The sequence below is a fragment of the Rhizobium sp. K102 genome (assembly GCF_022385315.1).
Classification (GTDB): domain Bacteria; phylum Pseudomonadota; class Alphaproteobacteria; order Rhizobiales; family Rhizobiaceae; genus Rhizobium; species Rhizobium croatiense.
The window spans coordinates 51,643-75,999 of record NZ_CP092434.1 but is presented as its reverse complement, the minus strand read 5'-3'; the positions used below and the strand labels follow the sequence as shown (position 1 = coordinate 75,999).

Sequence of the window (24,357 nt, the reverse complement as noted above, 5' to 3'; positions counted from 1 at the left end):
CTCGTCCTTCGCAGGGCTGTCAGACCCGCTCGTCCTTCGTGGCAGCAATGCTCGGCCGCAGTTGCACCCGACCGCCCGCTCCGCGGTCCGGGAATTGTCTTCGAAAAGAATGAAGACGCGAGAAGGGCCGGCAGAGGGCCGTGTCCAATCCCCGAGAAGGAGTATCCCATGCAATTGATGAAGGTCGATCCGCGTGCGCTGAAGGACAACCCAGATAACACGCGCCAGTCGAAGTCGACGCCGCAGGCCGACGCCCTGCTTCTGGCGACGATCAAGGCCGTCGGCGTGATCCAGCCGCCAGTCATTTTCCCGGAAGCAGGCGGCAACGGCTACGTCATCGAAGCCGGCCACCGGCGCACCCGCATGGCGATCGCCGCCGGGATCGAGGAAATCGACGTGATCGTCGTCGAGGCGGCCAACGACAACGGCGCCATGCGCTCGATGGTCGAGAACATCGCGCGCGAGCCGCTCAATCCGGTCGATCAATGGCGGGGCATCGAGCGGCTGGTCACGCTCGGCTGGACAGAGGAGGCGATCGCCGTGGCGCTTGCCCTCCCCGTCCGCCAGATCCGCAAGCTCCGTCTGCTCGCCAACGTGCTGCCTTCCATGCTCGACCAGATGGCGAAGGGGGACATGCCCAACGAGCAGCAACTGAGGACGATCGCGGCCGCATCGTCCGAGGAGCAGAAGGAGGTCTGGAAAGCCCACAAGCCGAAGAAGGGCGACACGGCAGCCTGGTGGCAGATCGCCAACGGCCTCTCGAAAACCCGCATGTATGCTCGCGATGCAAGCTTCGGCGACGATCTTCGCCTCGCTTACGGTATCGAGTGGGCCGAGGACCTGTTCGGCCCGGCCGATCAGGACAATCGCTACACCACCAATGTTGAGGCTTTCCTCGGCGCCCAGCAGGAGTGGATGGCGAGTAGCCTTCCGAAGAAGGGCGCAATCGTCGAGGTCAACAACTGGGGACAGCCCGACCTGCCCAAGAAGGCCGAACGCATCTACGGCAAGCCGGCCAAGGGCGATTGCACCGCGATGTATCTCGATCGCGACGGCAAGGTGCAGAGCGTCCACTACCGGATGCCGGAGCCAAGGAAAACCGATGGGCGACCCGGCCCCGCCGGTGACGCTTCGACGGAGCCCGACGACGACATTAATGTCGTCGGCAAGACCAGGCCCGAGGTCACGCAGAAGGGCCAGGACATGATCGGTGATTTCCGTACCGATGCGCTGCATGAGGCGCTCGCCCGGGCGCCGATCGAGGATGACATGCTGATGGCGCTCCTGGTCATGGCCTTCGCCGGCACCAATGTTCGGGTCGATTCCGGCGCCAACGACACCGTGTTCGGGCCGAAGCGTTTCCAGCGTCATGTCGCGCGCCTCTATTCCGCGGATGGAAGCTTGTCGTTCGACATGGACAGCGTGCGTGTCGCCGCCCGCTCCGTTCTCATAGATGTACTCTCATGCCGGCGCGGCATGTCGAACAGTGGCGTCGTCTCGCGCATTGCCGGTGACGCGATCGGCGCGGACGGTTTCCTTCCGAACATGGGAACAGAGGATTTCCTCTTGTGCCTGTCGCGTCAGGCGCTGGAAGCCGCAGCCAAGTCGGTCAATCTCGTCCCGCGGGCGCGAGTCCGCGAAACCCGCGCGGCACTCGTCGACCACTTCGCGGCCGATGCTGCCTTCGTCCTTCGGGCGGCGCTGTTTGCGCCTGACCCGAAGGACATCGCAGATCTCATGAAACACACCGATGATGTCGCGGGCGACGATAGCGACGGTGCTGAAGGCGAGAGCATCGGTGTCGACGGGCTCGATCCGATGGAGACGGGACATGACGATCCCGTCGCCGACCTGGTGAGTAATGCGGCCTCCGACGAGGAGGAAACTGCCTACGGCATCGCGGCGGAATAGCCGCCGCCCCGTCCTTCTCCGCTTGACCTTCCGCCGCCGGTCCTCCCGGCGGCGGTTTCGTTTCCACCACCCGCAAAATTTGAAGGAGGATGCGATGTCCGCGTCTCTGATTTATGATCTCGCCCCGATCGGCTCCACCGTTGCCTGGTCGGATGGTACCCCACGGCCGCCCGAGCGCCACAAGAAGAAGCTGTCAGCTTGGCAAACGCGCAATAGCCAAGGCCGGCTGATCCGCAAGGAAGGCAAGCGCGGCGTCGGCGCCACCAGCCTGACACCGTGTTTCACGCTGCATGAAGGCAATCTCGGCGCAAATGGCATCATTACCGTCCGGATCCACCGGACCTTTTCGCTCGACAGCGGCCTGACGTTCAAAGTCGTCGAGCGTCCCACCCTTGGATCTGTTCGCATCTTCGATCGCCCCGGCGCCAATGCCGAACTCGTTCACCTGGCAACGCATCGGCAGGCGGCTGCGGAATGGCTCAGCCGGCATGGATATCCCCACGCCATTCTCGAGGAGGTGACTGCCGACGAGGTCGCCGCCGATCATATCGAAGGGAGGGCTGCAGCATGACTATGCTTCCTTCGCAATCCTTCGAAGTCTCCGCCCCTGACGCATCAGGGGCGGAGTTCGGCAGAAGCGCCGACGGCATGGCTGTCGCGCGTGTCGGCGATCACGTCTTTGCTTTGGTTCCCGCCCGGGATGGCCGGTATTTTCTTGCCAGCGCCTGGCGCGTGTCACGGCCGCTTTCCGAACTGAAGCGCGATGATTTCTATTCGCACCACGGCTCTGTCGAGGGCGAAGCCGCTTTCCGCAACCGCATGATCGAACAGGCCGGACACAGCCGGGAACTGCGGCTGCTATCCCGCCAGACCGTCCGGGTGACCTGCAGCACGCCATGGGGGCCGTCGCAGGGCGCCACCGTCTACGCGGACGGAATTGTCTGTCATACGACGGCAGGTCATGGCGGCTTCAGGCTCTCCGACGCCCGCAATGCCAAGGTCCACCCGATGCTCAGGACAGATGGTGGCTGGTATGAAGAGGACGCCGCCTGGGCAATCGTCGCCCTCACGTATCCCGACCTGTTCACGACCTATGAGCGCAAGTGCGCCGACAAGACGATCCGCGACAGCTGGCCGGATGCCTGGGAAACGATCTTCGGTCGGTCGCTCGCACCCGGCGAATCGTACGAGAAGGACGCCCAGGCGTTCGCACGGGAACATCTCGGCGACTGGATCGTCATCGCGGCACTTCGTTCGGACCATCATCCTGGTATGACCGAGGTGATCGCCACCATCGGCGGCACGCGCGGCGAGCGAGTGGAAGAGCGCCGGTTTCTGGTGCCGAGCGACGAGTATGTGGTCGGCCGCTTCGGATTCATCATCGATGAGACACGGCATGCCATCTATGAGGGTTCCTCCAGCTTCGCCGCATGGCGCGGGAGGGCGGCATGATGTCCAATCCCGAGCAACGCGCCGCGCAGTTTACCAGAATGGAATCGGCGCGACGGCAGACCCAGCACCAGCTCGATCTGATCGACCGGCAGATCACGCGACGCATGACGACGATCATTCCCCAGCTTGGTCGCCGTCACTTCGGATATCGTCGCGGCAAGGCGCCCGAGCCGGGCGTCTTTCTCGAACGCTACCGGGCCAATCTGGCAGCGATTACCGCCGAGCGTCAGCCGGAAATCGACGCGCTTTCGAGAAAACTCGCCCGACAGGATGCGGCAATCGCGGCGCTGCGGGCGAGAGCCGGTTCCGACGGCACAGTCGTGACCGCTACCGGCCCGGGAGGTAGGAAGCCATGAGCACGATCGGAGACCTGGAGCGAAGAGCAGGTATCGGCGCATCACCGGCGGAGCGAACCGCTTTCTGGCGGCAGTTCCATCACCTCGAAGGCGAAGCCTGCCTCAAGGCAGGTGTCGCGGAACTCAGGCGGCTGATCGCTCTAAGGGAAGCACGGGTGGATCCTAGGCCAAAAACGCGCGCCCTTCGTCGCACACGCGAAACCCTGCCGCCTTTGACGCTGGAACAGGAAGCAGCACTTCATGCCTATGCCGCCAGGCACGGACGGCGCTGGAAATCGATCCTCAACAACGCCTGGATGGGCGGGCCGCCGCATGATGACGGTGGTCTGCTTCGCGGTATTCGTAACTCGCACGGTCCGACCTGGCTGCAATCCTACCGGTTGCCGAAGCCGGTCAAGCGATAGGCCGAGCGCTTGACGTCAGCGAGCCGGAAAGGCGGAGAGAGGCGGCGGCGCCTGTCATTTCGTTCGAGGACGTCATGATCCCTACCCTGCCGGATCGCCCTTCGGTTTTGCTGCGGTCTGAACCGGCGGCCGTGCGCTTCAAGGCCGCTGTCGCGCCGCGGGGCGGCCGGACCCCGCCGTCCTTCGCGGAGCAGGCTCGCGTGCTCTATCGAGGGCAGTGTGCCCTCTTCGCCCGCAAACCGGCTCCGCTCGTCCAGGCAGGGCCGGACCCTGAAACGCCCGTCTTCCGCCGGAGCGGGGCGACCGCACCGAAGGGCAAGCCGGCATGAGCCGGAGCCCGTTCGGACGACCTCGAAAGGAAACGATCATGGCCAAGCCCGCACCCTCCTCTCGCCAATCCGCCCGCGTCGTGCAACTGCGCAAGGGCGCCACCATCGAGATGGTCCGGCTGACGTGCCCGGACGCCAGCCAGGCGCTGAAGATCGCCGAGAGTTTCGGCACCGCGGTCATTGACAGCGACGGCATCCGCGAACTGCACGAACGGCTCGTCATCGAGACCGCCGATGCGCTCGGTGATGGCCTGGGCGACAAGGCGATGCAGATCCACCTGCAGCGGATCGTCGGCGCTTTCGTCGGCTCTGCCCACGGCGCCGGGCAGTTCTACAGCCGCGCTGTCACCGAGGCGCGCGATGCTACCGCCAAGGCCGCCAACGATGCCCGCGACGAGGACCTCGACGGCCCCGTCGGCTTTGACAGCGCCGCCCAGCGCAAGCGCGAATTCGCCGCCGACATGGGCATACAGGCCCATTCGCTCAGAATGGCGGCTGAGGGCGCAGTTGCCGCGTATGCCCAGGTGATCGGCGAGACCTGGAAGCCGTTCGACCGGCCCGTCGAGCAGCCGGGCCACTCGCTGAACCGCAAGGCCGCCGAAGCGCAGATCTCGGCCTTCGACTAGGCCCTGCCGGCGGGGCTCCGGCCCCCGCCCTCCGATAAACGCGAGAACGGCCGGTTCCCGGGCGGAGCCGGCTGTTCTCGTGTCGCTGACACGGTCAATCGGGAACGGAAATCAGGCAATCGCCCGTAGCGGCCCGTTCCGCTTGTCGGGTCTGCAGGAGCCACCGGCAGATGCAACGGCTTCGCCGTCCTCCACTTCGTTACGGCCGTTCCGGTGCATCCGCCGGCTGACTTGCTTCTGCTTTCGCCCCTCCGTAACGGGCCGCGATGGGCGCGGCCTCAAAACCGGAGGCTTGAAGATGAGCAATACTGAGAAACAACGGGGCGATCTCTATACCCGCATCACTGACAGAATCGTTGAGGATCTGGCGAAGGGCGTGCGGCCGTGGATGAAGCCATGGAACGCCGAGAACACGACCGGCCGTATTACCCGGCCGCTGCGTCATAACGGGCAGCCATATTCGGGCGTCAACGTGCTGCTTCTCTGGTCGGAGGGCAACGCCCGGGGATATGAGTCATCTACGTGGATGACGTTCAAGCAGGCCCTCGAACTGGGTGCTGCCGTCCGCAAGGGCGAGACGGGTGCCATGGTCGTCTTCGCCAGCCGGTTCACCAAGTCCGAAACCGATGGAAATGGCGGCGAGGTCGAGCGGGAGATTCCTTTCCTGAAAGCCTACAGTGTCTTCAACGTCGAACAGATCGATGGCCTCCCCGACCAATATTATCACCGGCCGGCACTTGGTCCGGATCCGATCAAGCGCATCGAGGATGCCGACCGGTTCTTTCGCAACACTGGTGCCGTGATCCGCCACGGTGGCAACCAGGCCTTCTACGCGCCGGCCGCCGACATCATCCAGATGCCGCCGTTTGAGAGCTTCAAGGATGCGGCAAGCTATTACGCGACCTTGAGTCATGAAGTCACCCATTGGACGGCGCCGGCGCATCGCCTCGGCCGCGATCTCAGCCGCTATGCCAAGGACAAATCCGAGCGGGCGCGAGAGGAACTGATTGCTGAACTCGGCAGCTGCTTCCTGTGCGCCGATCTCGGCATTGTTCCCGAGGTCGAGCCCCGCCCCGATCACGCCTCGTACGTCGGCTCCTGGCTCAAGGTCCTCAGCGACGACAGGCGGGCTCTCTTTCAGGCGGCGGCGCATGCGCAGCGGGCCGTAAGTTTCCTGCATGGCCTACAGCCCGAACGTGCTGACGACCGGCTCGCTGCCTGAGGACTTTAGCGTCGGTCGCTGGTCTCGTCAGCGGCCGGCACCTGTTCGGGCTTCAACGCGGAGAGCGTGTCAGGATCAGCCGTAAGGTCCAGCTTGCCCCAGATCGAGGTTTTCCGGTCGGTCGGCTTGAGCTTCCGGGACGGCTTGATTTCGACGACAAACGGCTTTGGCTGCTGACGCATAGATCCTCCAGGCGACGATTCGCGAGCACGACGATAGCCCGAAGAGCGGCCAACGCAACGCCCTTGTTCGGCGATGCCCGGACGTTTGATTTTGACATGTGGACAGGGCGGCGGATCCCCCGTCGCAGGGATCCGGCAGGCAGTCGGGGAGTGGCTGCCATCGACATATTCCCTTGGCGGCTCAGCCAGGCCCGTCCTTCGCGGGCTCGATGAGGCATGTCTGACCGGAGAACGGCTTCGCCTCGATCGTCCTCCCGCAACGGCCATGCGAAACTTTCTTCCCCTGGCGGCGGCGCCGCCATTCCTCGCGCGGCAACAAAGTTTCTCTTGGCCGCCCTCCATTTCATTCCGGCCCTACGAGCCACCCCATTGCGCAGGCGCAACGGGGACCCCGGGGGTGCGGGCCGATCGTCCCCGATCCTTGCGACAGCCATCGAGGCCGCGATGGGCGCGGCCCGAAACGGCAAAAGGAATACGACAATGGCAACCATCGGCACCTTCACCTCCACCGAAACCGGCTTCAACGGCTCGATCCGCACGCTCGCCCTCAACGTCAAGGCCCGCATCGCCCGCATCGAGAACCCCTCCGACAAGGGTCCGCACTACCGCATCTACGCCGGCAATGTCGAGCTGGGCGCGGCCTGGCAGAAGCGCTCCGAGCAGGATCGCGACTATCTCTCGGTCAAGCTCGACGACCCGAGCTTCCCCGCTCCGATCTACGCGACGCTCACCGAGGTCGAGGGCGAGGACGGCTACCAGCTGATCTGGTCCCGCCCCAACCGGGACTGAGGCCCCGGACGGCCCCGCCACCGAGGCGGGGCCAACCGGCCACAAAGACAAGCAGGCGGCAGGCATCGAGCCTGCCGCCTGCTTTTTCGGTGCGATGCGGAACCGGAATATGTCTGCTCAGTGGATGCTATCGTGCCGGGAGGAAATGCCGGCCTCAAGGACGAGCGGTTCCCCCAATTTAGCCTCCGCTCCGGTTCCCTCCGCTCCAACAAAATCGGCTCCCCCCACTCGCCGGCTCCGCCGGTCGCTTGTGCGCTCCTTGACCCCGCCACCTCTTCCCGCCCCGCCGTCTCGTCTTTCACGAACTCAAGGAGATGAGACGATGACCATCGAACAGCACATCGAGGAACTGCGGGCCGAGTTGAGGAACGCCTGCGACGCCGCCGAGCGGCGCCAGATCGAAGCGGAGCTTCAGCTCGCCCAGGCCGACCTGACCGTGGCGCTTGCCGAACAGGACGGCACCATCGAAGCCGAGCCGCCTTTCTGAGGCGGCTCTCATTCTGCTGGATCATGAGCCGGTCCGCCGGATCGACCGGCCTCCCGGCTGTCAGGGGTTTCACCCCCTCGACAATCTTGCCGGCTCGCGCCGGATACGGTCACGTCCCCTCCAGGGCCGTGGGTCTCTTCTCTCTCTGACGTCCCATGGTACTCCAGCAAAGTCGGGTAGCAGCGGGGCATTGCTGCCCCGCCGCCCCCTAAGAACCGGGCGTGCGGATCACTCCGCACCCGGCTCAAGCCATTCTCCAGCGCCACGTTGTGGCACCGGGCTCCCCGGCGGTATGTTTCGCGTTCTGACGGCCGGCGAAGTAGGCATCCCATGTGGGATCGAACGGGTTCGCCTGCGCCGAGATTTTGGCATGTCTCTTGATTGGGACAGCCGCTGCACGGACAAGCCCATACTTGGAGTCCTCCGTGCTGAAATCCCATGACTGGCTACCGTTGACCCTAAAATACCTTCTCCTAACCCACCGCGCTCCTTTGTTGGGGTGTCGTCGGCACGCCCATCTCCAGAGCATGCGCCAGATGTAGAAGTCTATCGAAGAGAAGGTCGCCTTCGCCACGACATGGCGGTGATACATCGCCCATCCCCGAATGATCGGGTTCAGCATTTGTATCAATCCTTCCTGCGTGATGGCAGCGTTGCCTTTGATGATTCTCCTGACCTTATCCAGCAGCGCCTTGACGCTGTGTTTGGACGGCGTGATGAGAAGTTTGCCGTTATACTTTCGCACATTCTGGCCCAGAAAATCGAAACCATCCGCTATGTCCGTGAGTCTGGTTTTCTCGTCCGAGAGTTCCAGTCCGCGAACAGCCAGGTATTTCCTGATCGCCGGCAAAACCTTATGTTCCAGCACCTCTTTCGATGCACTGGTTACAATAAAGTCGTCGGCATAACGGATGACGTGGGGTTTGGCTTTTCGGTACGTGGGTTTCGACGATCCCACGCTTGCATCGACTGCGGCCTCAAGCCCATCCAACACCCTGTTCGCGATTGTGGGCGAGATCACGCCCCCTTGCGGGGTTCCCGCCCGCGTCTCGAACAGAGTTCCCTCTTCGATGTATCCGGCTTGAAGCCACTTCCGCAGGATCGCCTTGTCCATAGGCATATGCTCGAGGATGTAATCATGGCTGATTTCATCGAAACAGCTTTTGATATCGCCCTCTAGAATCCACGTGGCGGACTTTCGTCTTGCCAACGTGATGAAGCACTGCTCAATGGCGTCGGCTGTCGAGCGTTTGGGCCGAAATCCATAGGAATTCGGGTCCGCCAAGGTCTCCGTCACTGGTTCCAGCGCAAGCTTCCATAAGGCTTGCATTGCGCGGCACAGCATACGGGGTATCCCGAGCGGGCGCTTCTTGCCGTTACTCTTGGGAATATAAACGCGTCGCAACGGCATGGTACGGTAGCCGTGATGCCGCAGCGACATTACTCCCTTCCATCTGGCCACCGGGGTTGTCCAGATTTCTCCGTCCACTCCCGGCGTTTTCTTCCCGCGATTCTCCGTCACCCGCTTCACAGCCAGCATCTTGCCGCTGTGCGAGCGGGTCAGCAGACGTTGCAAGGCTTTTACCTTGCCCCATCGGCCTTCGCGAGTGGCCTTGGCGATACGCACTTGAAGTCGCTTCGCGGTTGCTTCAATCTGCGACCAGTCTGTCTGATCCCAAATCTGCCCTCCGTGCGAGGACGCACCAGCATTCGCTGCTTTCGCACCGATTGCCGTCATCTGCTTTTCCTCGTCCAGCAATTAGTCATGTTCTCTCGCCATGAATGACCGGGCGGAAGTCTGCCCACTTTCGTGTCGGGCGATGTTGCAGCCCGTATCCCGACCATTACAGCCGGGCCTTCGCTTTCTCCGCCTTCCTTTACCCACAACACCAACAGCGTTCCTTACGGTTCGCCTGCCGTTACCGGCAGCGCTATGGGCTTAGCCTGTTCCGCATGAATCTCAGAGCCAATCGGACCCTTCCTTTTCGCCGGCAGCTTTCCGTCCATGGAGATCCAACCGGAAAGGACCACACCTAGCTGCACACCTTTTGGTTCAAGCCTATCAGCACATTTGGCTTGTTCCTTGTTACGGCGTTTATCGGAAGTTCACTTGTGTTGGTCGTCATTGCTCATCCCTTGCACCTCACCGCCTTTGTGCTGGCAGTTTCCACTTCGCCTCACGGTTCGGTGAACCGGTCACCCGGTGGTTACGTTGTCCCCGAAGCTCCACACGGAGTCGTTGCCAACTTCGCATGTTCGGGTAGGGAACGACCGATGGAACGGTCGGTTTCGTAAAGTTCACATCACGTGTTCTCCTCTCGAAACAGAGAATTCATGCGACTTTCAGGTCGCACTCCGGCGTCAAGGACGGCGCGGTCTCCCCAATTTTTCCGCCGCTGCGTTGCACTTCGCTTCCCGAAAAAATCGGTTCCCCCGCTTGCGAGCCGCGTTCCGCGCTCCTTGACCCCTCTTTGCCACGGAGTGGCCGATCTCCGTCATCAACGAAGGAGATCACATCATGACAACCAATCAGAACCTCATGCTTTACACCAAGCTTGCCGGCTTCCGGCTCGTCGTCCTCGCAAACCGCTTCGGCTGCGACAGCGAATTCTCGCGAGCCCTCCACGATCGCCTGCTCGAAGGACTGGAGGCAGCAATTGGGCGCGCGCGGATTATCATGGCGCTGGAGCGCAGCGTTCTCATCGGAGACGACGAGTTCGCGGAGTATCGGCTTGAGGGTGAGGCTGAGATCTTCGGGCGCTTCACCATCAACCTGATGGATGAGCTCGACATCGATTTCGACACGCACGAATTCCGCATCAACGGCGGCGATTGGTCCAGCGCTTTGACGGCGGACTATACCGGCGTCGACATCGACTATCCGGAGCTGATTGCGCTCACCGACGCCGAACTCGGCTCACTTGCGCCGATCGTCAAGGATATCACACGCGAAACCGGTATCGCGGTAAGGGCCTCCAGTGTCAGCTACATCAGGTGCACAGGATCGTAATCAATCCTGCGGCGGGCTCGACCATCCGGAGGGCGGCGACAGCGGCCCTTCGTTGAGATGCCTGCGAGACCATCGCAATGATGGCGAGAACGGCCAGTTGAGCCTCTTCCTTTCGACCTGCTGTCATCTGTTATCGGGGATGTTGCAGCCCGTTCGTCGGGACGCAACCTGCCGGCAACAGAATTTTCCCCGCCGCCTTCTGCGGCTCCTCGCCGATCAAAATTCAGCCGCCGCCAGGTCCTCCACATTCGTTTCGGCCTTGTCAGGTGCATCCCTCCTTTCCGGTCTGCGCTCTCACCCCGCGATGACCGCAATTCGAAAGGAGATCCATCATGCAACAACTCGCTCAATTCCTCGCATCTACCGGCCGCCGGCTCCGCACTCTCGGCAAGGTGATCAGCCACTTCTTCCGCAAGGGAAAGCTCGGCCTGAAACTCGCGATCAAGATCCCGTTCTTCGTCGAGATCGAAGTGTCCTTCGAGACCGATTGGAACCGGCGCCGATGACGTGCTGGCACGGCCCGCTTCGGCGGGCCTTGCTCAACTCGCCACGCAGGCACGCGGGCGATAACCGCGTTTTCGCTTTTGTCGGAGCAGATCGAGAAACAGTTCGACGGCTTCTTCTTCCCGTCCGAAATGATGGACCAACATCTGGCCTTTGGCGCCAATGCGGCCCCACTTCCTGAGCAGGCAGACATCGCCAAACAGGTTCGGCTCGATCGACATGGCATAATAGCGCGCCATGTTCTTCGCCGCATCGGTGCGTTCGACATAAAGATGGTAGGGTTGCGCGATCATGAGGTCAGAATCTCTGATCGCGGGAATCCCGTCCAACGACACTTATGAATCGGTGGGCATGGATTGATTCAGATCTGTGATGAAACACAAGTGGTGGCCTTGGGCGAGACGCCGTCGGCGTACAGCTCTACTCGCTTACGCTCCCCGAACCCGCTGGGCGGTTTCGGCCATCCGGCAACGATCCTCTCGCGGGTCCTCAGCCGCACCATCCGTGTCTGGCCCCGTCCCAACGCCTGGCAAGGCCCTCGTTAACGAGACTGTCTCCGACCGAGTGTCCCGATCGCAATACTGTCCGGAGCTTGCGGCCATACTTGTCTTCGTCGCGCCAGCCGGACGCGAGTGAGAAGTTGCCGGCATTGAGCAGCGCCAGCAGGCGTGCTTTCGCGGCCTCGCCCTTGATGCGTTCCGCTTCGCAGCGAGGCGGGCTGAGTTCCGGCGTGTCGATATCTGCGATGCGGATTTTCTCGCCCTCGAACCAGAACGTGTCCCCATCGACGACGCAGTTCATGCGCGCGCTCTCGCGGCAATACGCAAACGCAGCCGCCAATCTATCCGCCGTCGGCGTTGTGGCAAAAGCGAGCACACCAGAGAGATCGCCGCCGCCGATGGCAAACCAGCCTCCAGCAGCAATCATGATGGCTGAGATCAATGCCATCAGCGATGTGCGCGGACCTTTCTGTCCGGACTGGGGTGACTTTCCCCGCAGGCGATATCGATCATTCCTACTGCCGGACTTCCGCGGCCTTCTGAACGGAACCACATTCGATTTCGCCACTTGCCCGCTCCTCTCCTGCTTTCCTCAACCTATCTCGGACTCGGTTTCATCTGCGTTTACGACCGACCTGAAGTCGGGCCGGTAAAGCGGTGTGCGAGGCGCGGGGCGCAGTCGGTCCCGTCTCCCCTGCGGGCCACTATATTGAGGCTCCTGCGGCTGCGCTGTTTCCCGCCCCTCGCACGGCGAGAATTCCCGAAATCCCGCCCTGTCGTGCGGCCGCTATGCTGATTTCTCCAATGAAAGAACACAAGGAAAAAAACGCTTTGTTTTCGTGGCTTTCCCTGGGTTCGGTTCTACTTTGAGCGGCGTTTCGGCCGGTTGGCAAAATCTTCCCCGTTCGAAGGACAGCGTGTTTCGTCCTTCGGTCTTGAACCATTCTCCAATCCGTGCCCCTGATGCCGTTTCCTTTCCGGCTTCGGTCACATAGTGGCGTTCGGTTCCCGGTTTCCCATTCTCCGATAAGAGCTCAGCCCAGACCTGCCGGGCTCGCTAAGAAATCATCGGGACAGCCGGGATATCGTTGCCGACGCACCCTCATCACTATCGACGCCGCGCCGCTCGTAAGGGCGCTGGTCACGCAGGATCTGGAAGGTGATCGTCAAAAGCTTGCGCGCGATCGCGACGCGCGCCTTGTTAGTTCCATTCAACTTCAGATGTTCGTATTGGGCACGAAGCTGCAAGTCGGAAGCGACGGCGGGTGCAACGGCCTCAACGAAGGCCCAGCGCAGCCACTTATTGCCCTGCTTGATGATTTTCCCATGAAAGGTCTTGCCACCGCTCGAATAGGTCGAGGGAACAAGCCCGGCGTAGGCGGCTAGCTTCTTCGGGTTCCGGAAGCGGTCGATGTCGTCAATCTCGGCATCGATCAGCCGGGCGAAGAATTCCCCGATGCCAGGGATGGTCTTCAACAGCTTTACATTGCCGTTGGTCTTCGTCATCGCCTTGATCGTGGCTTCGGCCTGCTTGATCCGCCCGTCAATGTCGCCGATAAACTCCAGCCCCCGATCGATCTGGATGCGGTCGATCGCTGATACGTTGAGAGTAGCGAGCTGCTGGAGGCCGGTCTTGTTGAACAGGTCGCCCAGCTTCTTCAACTGCGCCGTCTGCTCTGGGTACCGGTCGAACACTGTCACAACCCGGTTCTTCACCATCGTGCGCAGCCGGACATAGAACATCCGCTCACGAAGCGCGACGCGAAGGTCCCGCGCCTTCTCCGTTGGTGCCCAGGCTTCCGGCACCAGATCGGCACGCAACAAGTGCGCCAGCACCGTCGCGTCGATCTTGTCCGTCTTGATTTTGGCGTCGGCGATCGCCTTCACCTTCAACGGATGCGCCAGAACGACATCGTCGCAGATATCGTCCAGCCAATCATACATCACCATCCAGTTGCGGGTCGCTTCCATCACTGCATGGCTGTTTTCCCGATACCGTTCCAGGAACGATCCGAGAGACTGGCGGTCGTTCCTCACACGACCGGATCGCAATGTCTTCCCGGCAAAGTCCTGCACGACAAGATGGCTGTAGGTTTTGTGGTAATCCACGCCGATGTGATAATCATAAGGGGCGGTCACGGTTTGCTCTCCTTCATTGAGTTCGCGAAAACCCAGGTAAGGTAGCCAAACGCTGCAAGGCGTGACTGTCCAAAGAGCATATCCATCTCAGATATCCGTTCTCTCGGTGGGCACGACCTCTTTCATGCCACCTCCGATATTCTTCATCTCTCTGGATCGGCCTTGCTCGTTGTACTGCGCGCCGGCTCGATCCGAGCGCCTTCCGGCGTGTTTCTGACTTTGTGAAACCTATTCATCCCAACGCAGGATTTCATGTCTTCGCGCCGAAACCAGATCGAGCGCCCGCATCGAAGCGGCGCGTTCCCCGCCGTAAAGACGATCTGCTCATCTGCGCGCATGCGAAGCACTTCATGCGGCTGGATCAGCGGCCGCGCGGCCAGCTGCTTCGATCTCGTGCGCGACGATCCCTTCGCCTGGAAACTGCGGCTGACCTGGTCGATCTCGACCGTCGTCATGCCACATCGACGTGAGATGTAATCTGCGGTTTCCGGATCGTTGATCGCGGCAAAGGAAATCCAGCTCGCGCTCTCGAACCATTTGCTTGCCGCGTCGCGGCCGCCATAGGTTTCGCGCATCTGGCCGATCGACTGATAGATCATGATGAGCGTGATGCCGTACTTTCGGCCGGCGTCTCGAGCGGTTTCCAGGATCCGCATGTAGCCGAGCCGCGCCACCTCGTCGAGAAGGAACAGCGCTCTGCCCTTCATCGAGCCATCGCGATTGTAGATCGCGTTGAGGAACGAGCCGATGATGACGCGCGCCAGTCCCGCATGCGTCTCCAGCGTCTTGAGGTCGATGTTGATGAACGCGTCCGTATTCCCCTGGGCAAGGTCCCCCGTTGAAAACGTCTTGCCCGAAACCAGCGCGGCATAGTTCGGGTAAGATAGCCAATGGGTTTCCTTGATCGCATTGGCGTAGACGCCAGAGAAGGTTTCGGGTGTCATATTCACGAAAGCCGCGACATTTTCCTTCACGAAATCCAACTCCGAATTGTCGTAGATCTCCTGCAGGCGTTGGCGCAGTTGCGGCTCCGGCTCGGAGAGATTGGCGCGAACCTGGCGCAGTGTCTGGTTTTCTTTCTCCGTATGGCCGGACAGGCAAACATCGGCGATCATCGCCGTCAACAATTGCAATGCCGAAGCCCGGAAGAAATCATCGCGCACACCGCGCGTGCCGCCGCTATCGCTCATGATCCATGAGGCGACGGAAGCGATATCCTCCTCCTTGGTGCCGCCGAACTGCCCGATCCAGTCCAGCGCATTGAAGCCTGTCTCCGGGTTTTTGGGATCGAGGACAAACAGGTCCCGGTTGGCGCTCGTCCGGTGGGTCGCGACCATCGGCGCCACCTCGTTCGACGGATCGAGAACGATCAGCGATCCACCCCACTTGAGCGCCGTCGGTATCGTCACCGACGTCGTCTTGAAACCGCCGGAGCCGGCGAAGACGATGCCGTGCGACGAACCGAAGGACCCGTCGAAGCAGAGCAGCGGTGACTTGCCGCCGGCGCCCCATGTTTCCGGCTCGTCGGCCCGAAACGCGCGCGCCGCGGTGCTGTCCTTGTCGACGCGATACCGTTCGCCGATGACAATGCCGCCGGTATCCGAAAACAGGGTTGCCGCTTCCGGCAGCTTCATCCACTCGGCCTCGCCATGCAGCGCTCGCTTGCCGCGAATGCGCCTTGGCTCCGCATTGGCGATTGCCGCGTTGCCAACAAATGCGACGCGCAGAGCGAAGCATAAGGCCATCGCCGCCGCCCCAGCTCCGACCAGAGTCGCCGGATCGAGATAGGAGAGGATGGACTTGCCGGCCGGAATCTGTTCCGCGAAGGCCGAGAGCCTAATTACTTCGCGAATGGCGGCGATCAGGATCGTCGCCACACCGCCGGCGACCACTCCCCAACCTGCCGTCTTGATCCTGATCGCGCCGGCGCTGGCAAACAGGAAGACGATGCCGATGGCGGCTGCAGCGACATACGGCAGCGCGATCCCGGCTCGGCCGAGCATCTGCCGTGCGGCATCCGTCTTTCCGAATTGGGACAGCCAGTGCTCGATCCCGGTCAAACCAACGGCGATCACGATCATCAGAGCGATGGGCGCGATGAAGAGTATGATCCTATTCATCGGCTTTCCCGAAGGCCTCCGCACCGATCGCCATCAGTCGCGAACGTTCCATCTCGTCGGCTTTGAGGCGCTGGCGCAAATCGATCAGCGCCCCCAGCAGAAGCGCCCGTTTCTCGTAGCGAAGACCGGCTTTGACGATCAGACCGCCAAGCTCGATCTTCTCCCGTGTGTCCTTCTTGCGGGCATCGGACGTGGTCGTGCGTGCCATCCGTTCAAGCCTCAGCAGTCCCACCCGCAGCCGCGCCAGACGCGTCCTGCGTGGAACGATGCGCTGCTTTCGCCAGCGCTGCTTCCCCTTTTCCCTCCGTTCGCAGTGACCTTTCCTCCGCGAAACCGCTTCGCCAGGTCCTCGAAGGCCGCTTGCAATTCGGACTCGTCGATCTCGATCTCGCCAAGACCGGCCTTGAGGGCAATCCGGCCGATGCGCTCGGCCTCACGGGTCTCGGCGGCCTTGAGCTGCTCCTGGAGTTTGGCGATTTCGTCGCGGATTTTCGAGGAGGGTTTCTTCATGTCCGTTCGTCTCCCTTTGGGTGAGAAAGCTTGTCTTTCGAACCCATTTTTCGGAGGTGAGTGCGGCACGCACTACTGTGAAATCCTTCAATCGCCAAAGCGCAAGCTTTGGTGAATGATCCCGGCCGTTCCGAAGGAGCGGATCCGAAGGGCGCAATTATACGTCGCTGGCGCGACGCCCTGCTTTTTGGCCCCGGCGGGGCCTGCCGCTCCCGACGAACCCGTTGATTTCGTTCGCAACCGGGAGAGAATTCCGCCGTGGCCGTCCCCCATTTCTCCGTCAGCGTCGTCGCTCGTGGCTCCGGCCGCAGCGCCGTGCTGTCGGCGGCCTACCGCCACTGCGCCAAGATGGAGTTCGAGCGTGAGGCCCGCACGATCGACTACACCCGCAAGCAGGGATTGCTCCACGAAGAGTTCGTAATCCCCGCCGATGCCCCGGACTGGCTGCGCTCGATGATCGCAGATCGTTCGGTTTCCGGTGCCTCCGAGGCTTTCTGGAACAAGGTCGAAGGTTTCGAGAAGCGCTCCGACGCGCAGCTCGCCAAGGATGTGACGATCGCCCTGCCGATCGAGCTGACCGCCGAGCAGAACATTGCGCTGGTGCGGGATTTCGTCGAGCAGCACATCACGGCGAACGGCATGGTAGCGGACTGGGTCTATCACGACGCGCCCGGCAACCCGCATGTTCATCTGATGACGACCTTGCGGCCGCTGACTGCGGACGGATTTGGTGCCAAGAAGGTAGCGGTAACAGGACCGGACGGCAATCCGATCCGCAACGACGCCGGCAAGATCGTCTATGAACTCTGGGCCGGAAGCATCGATGATTTCAATGCGTTCCGCGACGGATGGTTTGCCTGTCAGAACCGGCACCTGGCGCTTGCGGGTCTCGACATTCGCGTCGATGGCCGATCCTTTGAGAAGCAAGGGATCGATCTCGAGCCGACCATCCATCTCGGCGTTGGCACGAAGGCGATCGAGCGGAAATCCGATGGTGCGCCCAAGCCCATTGAGCTCGAACGCCTCGAATTGCAGAACGCCAGGCGGAGCGAAAACGTCAGGCGCATCGACAGGAATCCTGAACTCGTCCTCGACCTGATCATGCGTGAGAAGAGCGTCTTTGATGAACGGGACGTGGCTAAGATCCTGCACCGCTACGTCGACGACGCAGTGCTGTTCCAAAGCCTCATGGTTCGGATCCTGCTCTGCCCCGAAACCTTCCGCATCGAGCGCGAACGGGTCGACCTTGCCAGCGGTACCCGCGAGCCGGCCAAGTACACGACCCGCGACATGATCCGGCTCGAAGCGGAGATGGCCAATCGTGCCGTCTGGCTGTCGCAGCGATCGTCGCATGGCGTGCGTGACACAGTGCTTGCCGCGACTTTCGAGCGTCATGAGCGTCTGTCGGACGAGCAGAAAACCGCGATCGAGCATGTGGCGGGAACTGAGCGGATCGCGGCCGTGATCGGCCGCGCCGGCGCCGGCAAAACGACGATGATGAAGGCGGCGCGTGAGGCCTGGGAAGCGGCCGGCTATCGGGTCGTCGGCGCAGCACTTGCCGGCAAGGCGGCCGAGGGACTGGAGAAGGAAGCGGGCATCATCTCTCGCACACTTGCGTCGTGGGAGCTCCGCTGGAACCAAGGCCGTGATCAGCTCGATAGCAAGACGGTGTTCGTTCTCGACGAGGCGGGCATGGTGTCGTCGCGGCAGATGGCGCTGTTCGTCGAAGCAGTGACGAAAGCCGGCGCCAAGCTCGTCCTCGTCGGCGATCCCGAACAGCTTCAACCGATCGAAGCGGGTGCCGCCTTCCGCGCCATCGCCGATCGCATCGGCTATGCCGAACTCGAAACCATCTATCGCCAGCGCCAGCAATGGATGCGCGATGCCTCACTTGATCTGGCGCGCGGCAAGGTCGGCAAGGCGATCGATGCTTACCGCGCCAATGGCAGGGTCATCGGGTCGGATCTCAAAGCCGAGGCCGTCGACAACCTGATCGCGGCCTGGGACCGCGATTACGATCCGACGAAGACGTCGCTGATCCTTGCTCATCTGCGCCGCGACGTGCGCATGCTAAACCAGATGGCGCGCATCAAACTGATCGAACGCGGGATCCTTGGTGAGGGATCCATGTTCAAGACGGCCGATGGCAGCCGCAATTTTGCCGTCGGCGACCAGATCGTGTTCCTGAAGAACGAGGGATCACTGGGCGTCAAAAACGGCATGCTGGCCAAGGTCGTCGAGGCGGGACCGGGACGGATCATCGCGCTGATCGGCGATGGCGAGAATGCCCGAAAAGTGCTGGTCGAACAGCGCTTCTACGACAACCTCGATCACGGCTATGCCACGACCATCCACAAGAGCCAGGGCGCCACCGTCGACCAGGTCAAAGTGCTCGCCTCCCTTTCGCTGGACCGTCATCTCACCTATGTCGCCATGACGCGTCATCGTGAGGACCTGGCTGTTTATTACGGCCGCAGATCCTTCGCCAAGAACGGTGGGTTGATCCCGATCCTGTCGCGAAGGAATGCGAAGGAAACGACGCTCGATTACGAAAAGAGCGCCTTCTATCGCGCAGCGCTTCGTTTTGCCGAAACCCGCGGTCTGCATCTTGTGAATGTCGCCCGAACCCTGGTTCGCGACCGGCTGGAATGGGTCGTCAGTCAGAAGCAAAAGCTTGCCAATCTAGGCGCCCGCCTTGCGGCCGTTGCCGACAGGCTCCGGCTCGTCCGCGGCGTTGCGCAGTCCCCAATCCAAAACAGCAACAAGGAGGCAAAGCCGATGGTCTCGGGCATCACAACCTTCGCCAAATCGGTCGACCAGGCGATCGAGGACAAGGTCGCCGCCGATCCGGGTTTGAAGAAGCAATGGGAGGAGGTCTCGGCCCGCTTCCATCTCGTTTACGCACAGGCGGAAAGCGCATTCAAGGCCGTCAATGTCGACGCCATGCTGAAGAACGAGACCGTTGCGAAATCCACGTTGACCAAGCTCGGGTCGGAGCCCGAAAGCTTCGGCGCGCTCAAGGGCAAGACCGGGATCCTCGCCAGCCGCTCTGACAAGCAGGAGCGAGAAAAGGCACAAACGAATGCGCCGGCGCTGGCCCGAAATTTGGAGCGCTATCTGCGCCAGCGGGCGGAGGCGGAACGTAAGTTCGAGGTCGAAGAACGCGCTGTCCGTCTGAAGGTCTCGATCGATATTCCCGCGCTGTCGCCAAACGCAAAACAGACATTGGAACGCGTTCGCGATGCGATCGACCGAAACGACCTGCCCGCCGGCCTCGAATATGCGCTCGCCGACAAAATGGTGAAGGCTGAACTGGAGGGTTTCGCCAAGGCTGTCTCCGAGCGTTTCGGCGAGCGGACTTTCCTGTCGCTTGCCGCGAAGGACCCCAATGGACAGACGTTCAATGCCGTCACGTCGGGAATGACGGCCGGACAAAAGGCCGAGGTGCAATCGGCGTGGAATATGATACGGACGGTGCAGCAGCTCGCCGCGCATGAGCGCACGACCGAGGCGCTGAAGCAAGCCGAGGCCCTGCGTCAGACGAAGAGCCAGGGGCTGTCGCTCAAATGAAGATAACCGTGTTTGCGTTCGGGACGCGACGCGCTCAGAGGACGAATGCAGTCGTGCTCTTGGCCCTGGCGGCATCCATCGTTGGCGGCGGTGTTGCTGCCGCGACCGTCGGCGGCTTTCGCATCAACATGACACCCAGTGAACCTCTCGGTCTCTGGCGCATCGTCGCGCTCGATCGCCCGGCGGTTGCCGGCGATCTCATCTTCATTTGCCCCCCGCAAACGACAGAAATGCGGGAGGCGAGAGAGCGTGGTTATCTCCGCTCCGGAACGTGCCAAGGCGGCATCGCGCCGCTCATCAAGACGGTCATAGCCATTGCCGGGCAGCATATCGAAATCGGCGCCGGCGTGACGATCGATGGACGCCCAATTGCATTTTCCGAACTGGCTGAACGGGACGGCAAGGGCCGGCCGATGAAGCCATTTCCCGGCGGCGTCGTGCCTGATGAAAGCGTCTTTCTCCTTTCACCCTTCAGGAGCTCCTATGACTCCCGCTATTTCGGCCCCCTGCCCGCCTCCGGAATCCTCGGCCTGGCGAAACCGGTGCTCACCTATGCGCCGTGAGTATCTCCAGCCAACCGCATTGATTGCCGTCGCAACCGTCGCCGGGACGGTGGGATGGAGTGGCCACGTCCTGCTTCTTCCGGTCGCCCTCGCGTTTCCGGTTCTCTGGGCGCTTGCGCGAGCACGGTGAACGGCCGCGGTCATCTCGGCCGTCTATTTCCTGACCGCATCCCGGGGACTGCCGCAGGGCGCCGCGACCTTCTATTCCTCGGACCTTTGGCCTGGATTATTGCTGTGGCTCTGTGCGTCCGCCGGCTTCGTCATCGTGCATACCGTCCTCTGGACGAAGAAGACGGGTGCTCGTCCGCGTCGCTATCTCCTGGCAGCGGTTCTGATGGCCGTTCCGCCATTCGGCATTGCCGGCTGGGCTCATCCGATCACCGCTGCAGGCGTACTATTTCCAGGATGGGGATGGTGGGGACTGGCTGCCGCGACAGCCGGCCTCATGGGCCTCGTAACCCGCATGTGGCCAGCTGTCGCGTTTGTCCTGGCAAGCTTTTGGATCTGGTCCGCCGCAACCTGGGACGAACCGAACCCACCGGAATCCTGGCAGGGGATCGACCTCGAAATGGGTGCGTCGCTGGGGCGGGATGCCAGCATTGAGCGTCACCGTGATCTGATTGCCACGGTGACGGATCGGGCATCCGGTGGCGCCCGGTCCATTGTTCTTCCCGAAAGCTCTCTTGGCTTCTGGACGCCGACCGTCAAGCGGCTATGGGTGCGAGCTTTGCAGGCAACTGACGCCACCGTTATCGCCGGCGCGGCAGTTGTCGATGCGGGCGGATACGACAATGTTCTGATCGCCATCTCTGGCGACGCCGCTCGGCTCCTTTATCGCGAACGTATGCCGGTGCCAGGCTCGATGTGGCAACCTTGGCGTCCCTTGCTTGGGGCAAGTGGCGGCGCGCGGGCGCACTTCTTTTCGAACCCCGTCGTGACCGTTGCCGGCGGACGCATCGCACCGCTGATCTGCTACGAGCAGCTGATCGTCTGGCCCGTTCTGCAGTCTATGCTGCAGGAGCCGGATATCCTCGTCGCTGTCGGCAACGGCTGGTGGACCAAGGGGACATCCATCGTCGCCATCCAGCGCGCCAGCACGCAAGCCTGGGCGCGCCTGTTCGACAAGTCCGTCGTTTTTTCCTTTAACATCTGATTTCCCAGGAGCCCAAGATGCTCGATGCCGCCCTGATTCAACAATGCGCCGACCCTTCACTGAAGCCCGCGATCGTCGAGCAGTTCGTGACCGCGGCGGGCGCAAATGATCCCTTTGCCGTCACCGTCAAATCAGGTGGCAGATTGATCCTCGTTCCGAAGGCGACAACGCAGGACGAGGCAATGGCGATCATCCGGCAGTATGTCGGCCAGACCGTGGTGCGCGTCGGCCTGACGCAGTTTCCGGCGGGCGTTGGCGTGAAGGACGCCGCCGATCTGAACTCCGATCTCGTCGATCCTTGCGAAAACCTCCGCAAGGGAACGGCGATGTTCGCCAAGGTCTTGCGGATCGTTGCCAAGTGGTACGGCAATCCGAAGAGCGACGACGTCTTCCCCAGATCTTCGACGATGCCGTCTATGCCTGGAAGAGTGGAGAGTTCGAGGGCGTGAGTGTCTTCCAGGCGGACGATCCCGGAAAAAGCGTCACGATCGACAATACGTTGCCTGCCAACCTGGACAAGGCCAGCGCGGACATACCGCCCGCGGATGCAAACACTGAAAGCGTCGAGAAAGGCGAGAGCGTTGGATCGGCAGAAATGCGGATCGACCTATCAAGGATTGGAGGACAATGATCTCCTTGGGAAGGCCGCTATGCCTCCGGAAGCGAATAGCGCGTGAGAACAGCGTCCTCGCCATCGAGGATCACTTCGATGACTTCGTTGACCATAGCCTGCTCTCCCGCCAAATCCTGTAGTATGAGGGCAAACAATTCTCGTTGCTGCGCGGGAAGCACCTGCGGGACAATGATCACCAGGCCCGTATGCAATTCTTCTTTCGCGTACAGCTTCCGGAAGTCGCGAGCATTGTTCGTGACGAAGGTAAAATCCTCCTCGATGATCCGAGGCATCAGATCCCAGTCGGCTTCGCCGCTCAGTCCCAGCCAATTCACATGGAAGCAATCGTGGCCGTGCGCTTGAGCGACGGCCACGAGAGCGTGTGAAGGCATTCATCGATAAGAAACTTCACGAGGTCGAGCCAGACGGTTTGGAGACGTTTTCGTTCCGAAGGCTCAGGCGCTTCACGGATTTCACCTTCAGGCCCTGCTCAGAAAGCTTCCTCGGACGCCCCCTGGCGGGATGGGCCGCAACCCAGATCTCGGCAAGTTCCACCATGCGCTCGGTGAGCGACGGATAACCCTCGACGATTTCCGCTGTACTTGCGCCTTGGGTCTTCATCGCGGCAATTACTCGCACGGGAACACGGGTTCGCTTGAACACCGGCTCGCCGCCCGCGACACCCTTCACACTTTCGATCAGTCGTTCGGCTTCTCGAAGCGCCTCGGCCCGCGCGGCCAGTTGCTCCCGTGCCCGAGCGACGTCGATAATGAGATAGTCGTCTGCTCTCACGGTTTCGGCATCGGGGTTCTGGTCGATCGTATCGAACAAGCGTTTGCGGCGCTCGGCAGACAAGATCGATCCGACGCCATACCAGAGCTTCAACCGAAGCAGATCCTCATCGGTGAGCGCTCGACCCCGGCTGTCAACGAGATGAGTCTCGATGATCCGCTTGTCGATCGCATTGTGCACCGACTTAACAGCGACCTCACTGACAGCCGCCGCCTCGGCGGGCGTGTATGCGTGTGACGTGGTGGTCATAATCATTCTCCTTGTGGAGAATATATAATACAGCTCACGTACCCCGTAAAGACTGTGACCGAGCTTCTCGATACCGGGGTCCCGTCAGACCGGTAAGGAAGATTCACTTCTTTTCCGGCGGCCGCTTCAGCAGATCAGATGCTTCCATTTCCAAAATCGCGGCCAGGCGGTCTACCACATCGATGCTCGCATTGTAGACGCTGCGCTCCAGAGAACTGATGTAAGTGCGATCGATATCTGCCCTGAAAGCAAGCTCTTCTTGCGACAGGCCTTTGGCCAGCCGCGCGGCTTTCAAATTTCGTGCAAATACCTCTCGAATCTCCATGATCGAGAGAGCATCGGCTTGTAGAGTATTTCACCACGGAGTATTCTCTACAAAGACATTCCGTTGACGAATCAAGATGATGCAGCAGCGTCAGAAAGTTAGTTTCGCGCGCGTGCTGAGCCGCTCAAAATATGAACTCCCTCCCATTCTGTGACGATCTGGTATTTAATCGCGAGCGTATGCAGCCTCGGCTCTTGACGTCACAAAATGCAATTTGAGGAGACGGGGATGAAGGACGCCAGCTTATCCGGCGCAGACGAAACAAACGGAAGACAATCTCGTTACAGTTCGATGCTAAAATCGGACTTGAAGGCGCTGGCTATTTCGGCAATCCGGGAACACCGTCGGCTCCTCGCAGCCGACCAAGCCGTATATGACGAGTGGGCGCACGCGAGCGACGATCCGTCGATCTCCGGGTCGGTCCTTCAAGCTCTTCAAAACGAATACATCTCGCGCCAGAAGAAGTCTGAGAACCAGCAGGAGGAACTCTCGGAAATCCTGGACGCGCTCGGCTACGTTCCGGACGTGCTGCTTGAGAATAACGAGTAATC

The 24,357-nt window shown here is 61.4% G+C and carries 23 protein-coding genes and 4 pseudogenes; 16 read left to right on the top strand and 11 right to left on the bottom strand.

Annotation, left to right across the window (positions count from 1 at the left end; translation table 11 throughout):
* Positions 1 to 168 precede the first annotated feature (168 nt).
* The 7 genes from MHI61_RS03365 to MHI61_RS03335 all read left to right on the top strand — a co-directional run bounded on the left by MHI61_RS03365 (position 169) and on the right by MHI61_RS03335 (position 6,300).
* Positions 169 to 1,911, top strand: a complete 1,743-nt coding sequence (locus MHI61_RS03365; protein WP_011427427.1) for a ParB N-terminal domain-containing protein — start codon at positions 169 to 171, stop codon at positions 1,909 to 1,911.
* Positions 1,912 to 2,005: 94 nt separating this feature from the next.
* The gene (locus tag MHI61_RS03360; protein WP_011427428.1) at positions 2,006 to 2,482 is read left to right on the top strand and encodes a hypothetical protein; all 477 of its coding nucleotides are present in this window, start codon (positions 2,006 to 2,008) and stop codon (positions 2,480 to 2,482) included.
* On the top strand, positions 2,479 to 3,363 hold the full coding sequence (locus tag MHI61_RS03355; protein ID WP_011427429.1) for a hypothetical protein: 885 nt from the start codon (positions 2,479 to 2,481) through the stop codon (positions 3,361 to 3,363). Before MHI61_RS03360 ends, MHI61_RS03355 begins: the two co-directional genes overlap by 4 nt.
* The gene (locus MHI61_RS03350; RefSeq protein ID WP_011427430.1) at positions 3,360 to 3,719 is read left to right on the top strand and encodes a hypothetical protein; all 360 of its coding nucleotides are present in this window, start codon (positions 3,360 to 3,362) and stop codon (positions 3,717 to 3,719) included. Before MHI61_RS03355 ends, MHI61_RS03350 begins: the two co-directional genes overlap by 4 nt.
* Positions 3,716 to 4,123 carry a hypothetical protein gene (locus tag MHI61_RS03345; RefSeq protein ID WP_011427431.1) on the top strand — a complete coding sequence of 136 codons (408 nt, stop codon included), beginning with the start codon at positions 3,716 to 3,718 and terminating at the stop codon, positions 4,121 to 4,123. The genes MHI61_RS03350 and MHI61_RS03345 overlap by 4 nt, the downstream gene beginning before the upstream one ends.
* Positions 4,124 to 4,490: 367 nt before the next feature.
* Complete coding sequence (locus MHI61_RS03340) at positions 4,491 to 5,078, top strand: hypothetical protein (RefSeq protein ID WP_011427432.1); 588 nt, start codon at positions 4,491 to 4,493, stop codon at positions 5,076 to 5,078.
* Positions 5,079 to 5,376: 298 nt separating this feature from the next.
* Entirely contained in the window at positions 5,377 to 6,300 is a 924-nt protein-coding gene (locus MHI61_RS03335) for a zincin-like metallopeptidase domain-containing protein (protein WP_011427433.1), read from the top strand.
* Between the two features lie 5 nt (positions 6,301 to 6,305).
* Here the strand turns inward: MHI61_RS03335 and MHI61_RS03330 are convergent, their stop codons facing one another.
* The gene (locus MHI61_RS03330; protein WP_166486936.1) at positions 6,306 to 6,482 is read right to left on the bottom strand and encodes a hypothetical protein; all 177 of its coding nucleotides are present in this window, start codon (positions 6,480 to 6,482) and stop codon (positions 6,306 to 6,308) included.
* A 480-nt stretch (positions 6,483 to 6,962) separates the two neighbouring features.
* On the opposite strand from MHI61_RS03330, the gene MHI61_RS03325 reads away from it, so the two are divergent.
* Positions 6,963 to 7,271 carry a DUF736 domain-containing protein gene (locus tag MHI61_RS03325; RefSeq protein WP_011427435.1) on the top strand — a complete coding sequence of 103 codons (309 nt, stop codon included), beginning with the start codon at positions 6,963 to 6,965 and terminating at the stop codon, positions 7,269 to 7,271.
* A 322-nt stretch (positions 7,272 to 7,593) separates the two neighbouring features.
* Positions 7,594 to 7,758 (top strand): hypothetical protein, encoded by a 165-nt coding sequence (locus tag MHI61_RS03320; protein WP_166486937.1) that lies wholly within the window; start codon positions 7,594 to 7,596, stop codon positions 7,756 to 7,758.
* 244 nt (positions 7,759 to 8,002) lie between these two features.
* Here MHI61_RS03320 and ltrA read toward each other — a convergent pair whose 3' ends face one another.
* Positions 8,003 to 9,496, bottom strand: a complete 1,494-nt coding sequence (gene ltrA / locus MHI61_RS03315) for a group II intron reverse transcriptase/maturase (protein WP_239789436.1) — start codon at positions 9,494 to 9,496, stop codon at positions 8,003 to 8,005.
* A gap of 780 nt (positions 9,497 to 10,276) precedes the next feature.
* On the opposite strand from ltrA, the gene MHI61_RS03310 reads away from it, so the two are divergent.
* Together MHI61_RS03310 and MHI61_RS03305 are read left to right on the top strand one after the other, a co-directional pair.
* Entirely contained in the window at positions 10,277 to 10,768 is a 492-nt protein-coding gene (locus tag MHI61_RS03310) for a hypothetical protein (RefSeq protein ID WP_011427437.1), read from the top strand.
* Positions 10,769 to 11,100: 332 nt separating this feature from the next.
* Positions 11,101 to 11,274 (top strand): hypothetical protein, encoded by a 174-nt coding sequence (locus MHI61_RS03305; RefSeq protein WP_166486938.1) that lies wholly within the window; start codon positions 11,101 to 11,103, stop codon positions 11,272 to 11,274.
* A gap of 33 nt (positions 11,275 to 11,307) precedes the next feature.
* Here MHI61_RS03305 and MHI61_RS03300 read toward each other — a convergent pair whose 3' ends face one another.
* The 6 genes and pseudogenes from MHI61_RS03300 to traC all read right to left on the bottom strand — a co-directional run bounded on the left by MHI61_RS03300 (position 11,308) and on the right by traC (position 16,541).
* The gene (locus MHI61_RS03300) at positions 11,308 to 11,565 is read right to left on the bottom strand and encodes a WGR domain-containing protein (RefSeq protein WP_042119563.1); all 258 of its coding nucleotides are present in this window, start codon (positions 11,563 to 11,565) and stop codon (positions 11,308 to 11,310) included.
* Between the two features lie 196 nt (positions 11,566 to 11,761).
* On the bottom strand, positions 11,762 to 12,340 hold the full coding sequence (locus MHI61_RS03295) for a thermonuclease family protein (RefSeq protein WP_011427439.1): 579 nt from the start codon (positions 12,338 to 12,340) through the stop codon (positions 11,762 to 11,764).
* A gap of 497 nt (positions 12,341 to 12,837) precedes the next feature.
* Positions 12,838 to 13,911: an IS110 family transposase gene (locus MHI61_RS03290; RefSeq protein WP_239789435.1), complete on the bottom strand. Its 1,074-nt coding sequence runs from the start codon at positions 13,909 to 13,911 to the stop codon at positions 12,838 to 12,840.
* Between the two features lie 143 nt (positions 13,912 to 14,054).
* Complete coding sequence (gene traG, locus MHI61_RS03285) at positions 14,055 to 16,031, bottom strand: Ti-type conjugative transfer system protein TraG (RefSeq protein WP_239789434.1); 1,977 nt, start codon at positions 16,029 to 16,031, stop codon at positions 14,055 to 14,057.
* A complete protein-coding gene (locus MHI61_RS03280) occupies positions 16,024 to 16,239 on the bottom strand; it encodes a type IV conjugative transfer system coupling protein TraD (protein ID WP_011427441.1) in 216 nt (71 codons plus the stop codon). Before MHI61_RS03280 ends, traG begins: the two co-directional genes overlap by 8 nt.
* Before the next feature lie 4 nt (positions 16,240 to 16,243).
* Positions 16,244 to 16,541, bottom strand: a pseudogene (gene traC, locus MHI61_RS03275) (conjugal transfer protein TraC).
* Positions 16,542 to 16,799: 258 nt separating this feature from the next.
* Here traC and traA point away from each other — a divergent pair.
* From traA to MHI61_RS03255, 4 genes and pseudogenes are all read left to right on the top strand, one after another.
* The gene (traA, locus tag MHI61_RS03270; RefSeq protein ID WP_011427443.1) at positions 16,800 to 20,111 is read left to right on the top strand and encodes a Ti-type conjugative transfer relaxase TraA; all 3,312 of its coding nucleotides are present in this window, start codon (positions 16,800 to 16,802) and stop codon (positions 20,109 to 20,111) included.
* A gap of 53 nt (positions 20,112 to 20,164) precedes the next feature.
* Positions 20,165 to 20,674 (top strand): conjugative transfer signal peptidase TraF, encoded by a 510-nt coding sequence (gene traF / locus MHI61_RS03265; protein ID WP_239789433.1) that lies wholly within the window; start codon positions 20,165 to 20,167, stop codon positions 20,672 to 20,674.
* A pseudogene (locus MHI61_RS03260) lies at positions 20,664 to 21,827 on the top strand (conjugal transfer protein TraB). The gene traF and the pseudogene MHI61_RS03260 overlap by 11 nt, the downstream one beginning before the upstream one ends.
* A gap of 17 nt (positions 21,828 to 21,844) precedes the next feature.
* Positions 21,845 to 22,458 (top strand): annotated as a pseudogene (locus tag MHI61_RS03255) (TraH family protein).
* Between the two features lie 17 nt (positions 22,459 to 22,475).
* On the opposite strand, the pseudogene MHI61_RS03250 reads toward MHI61_RS03255, so the two are convergent.
* From MHI61_RS03250 to MHI61_RS03240, 3 genes and pseudogenes are all read right to left on the bottom strand, one after another.
* A pseudogene (locus tag MHI61_RS03250) lies at positions 22,476 to 22,852 on the bottom strand (DUF5615 family PIN-like protein).
* Entirely contained in the window at positions 22,849 to 23,481 is a 633-nt protein-coding gene (locus tag MHI61_RS03245; protein ID WP_011427448.1) for a DUF433 domain-containing protein, read from the bottom strand. Before MHI61_RS03245 ends, MHI61_RS03250 begins: the two are co-directional and overlap by 4 nt.
* Before the next feature lie 103 nt (positions 23,482 to 23,584).
* Positions 23,585 to 23,806 (bottom strand): helix-turn-helix transcriptional regulator, encoded by a 222-nt coding sequence (locus MHI61_RS03240; protein WP_011427449.1) that lies wholly within the window; start codon positions 23,804 to 23,806, stop codon positions 23,585 to 23,587.
* A 228-nt stretch (positions 23,807 to 24,034) separates the two neighbouring features.
* Here MHI61_RS03240 and MHI61_RS03235 point away from each other — a divergent pair, with 228 nt between their 5' ends.
* A complete protein-coding gene (locus MHI61_RS03235) occupies positions 24,035 to 24,355 on the top strand; it encodes a transcriptional repressor TraM (RefSeq protein WP_011427450.1) in 321 nt (106 codons plus the stop codon).
* The last annotated feature ends 2 nt before the right edge of the window (positions 24,356 to 24,357 follow it).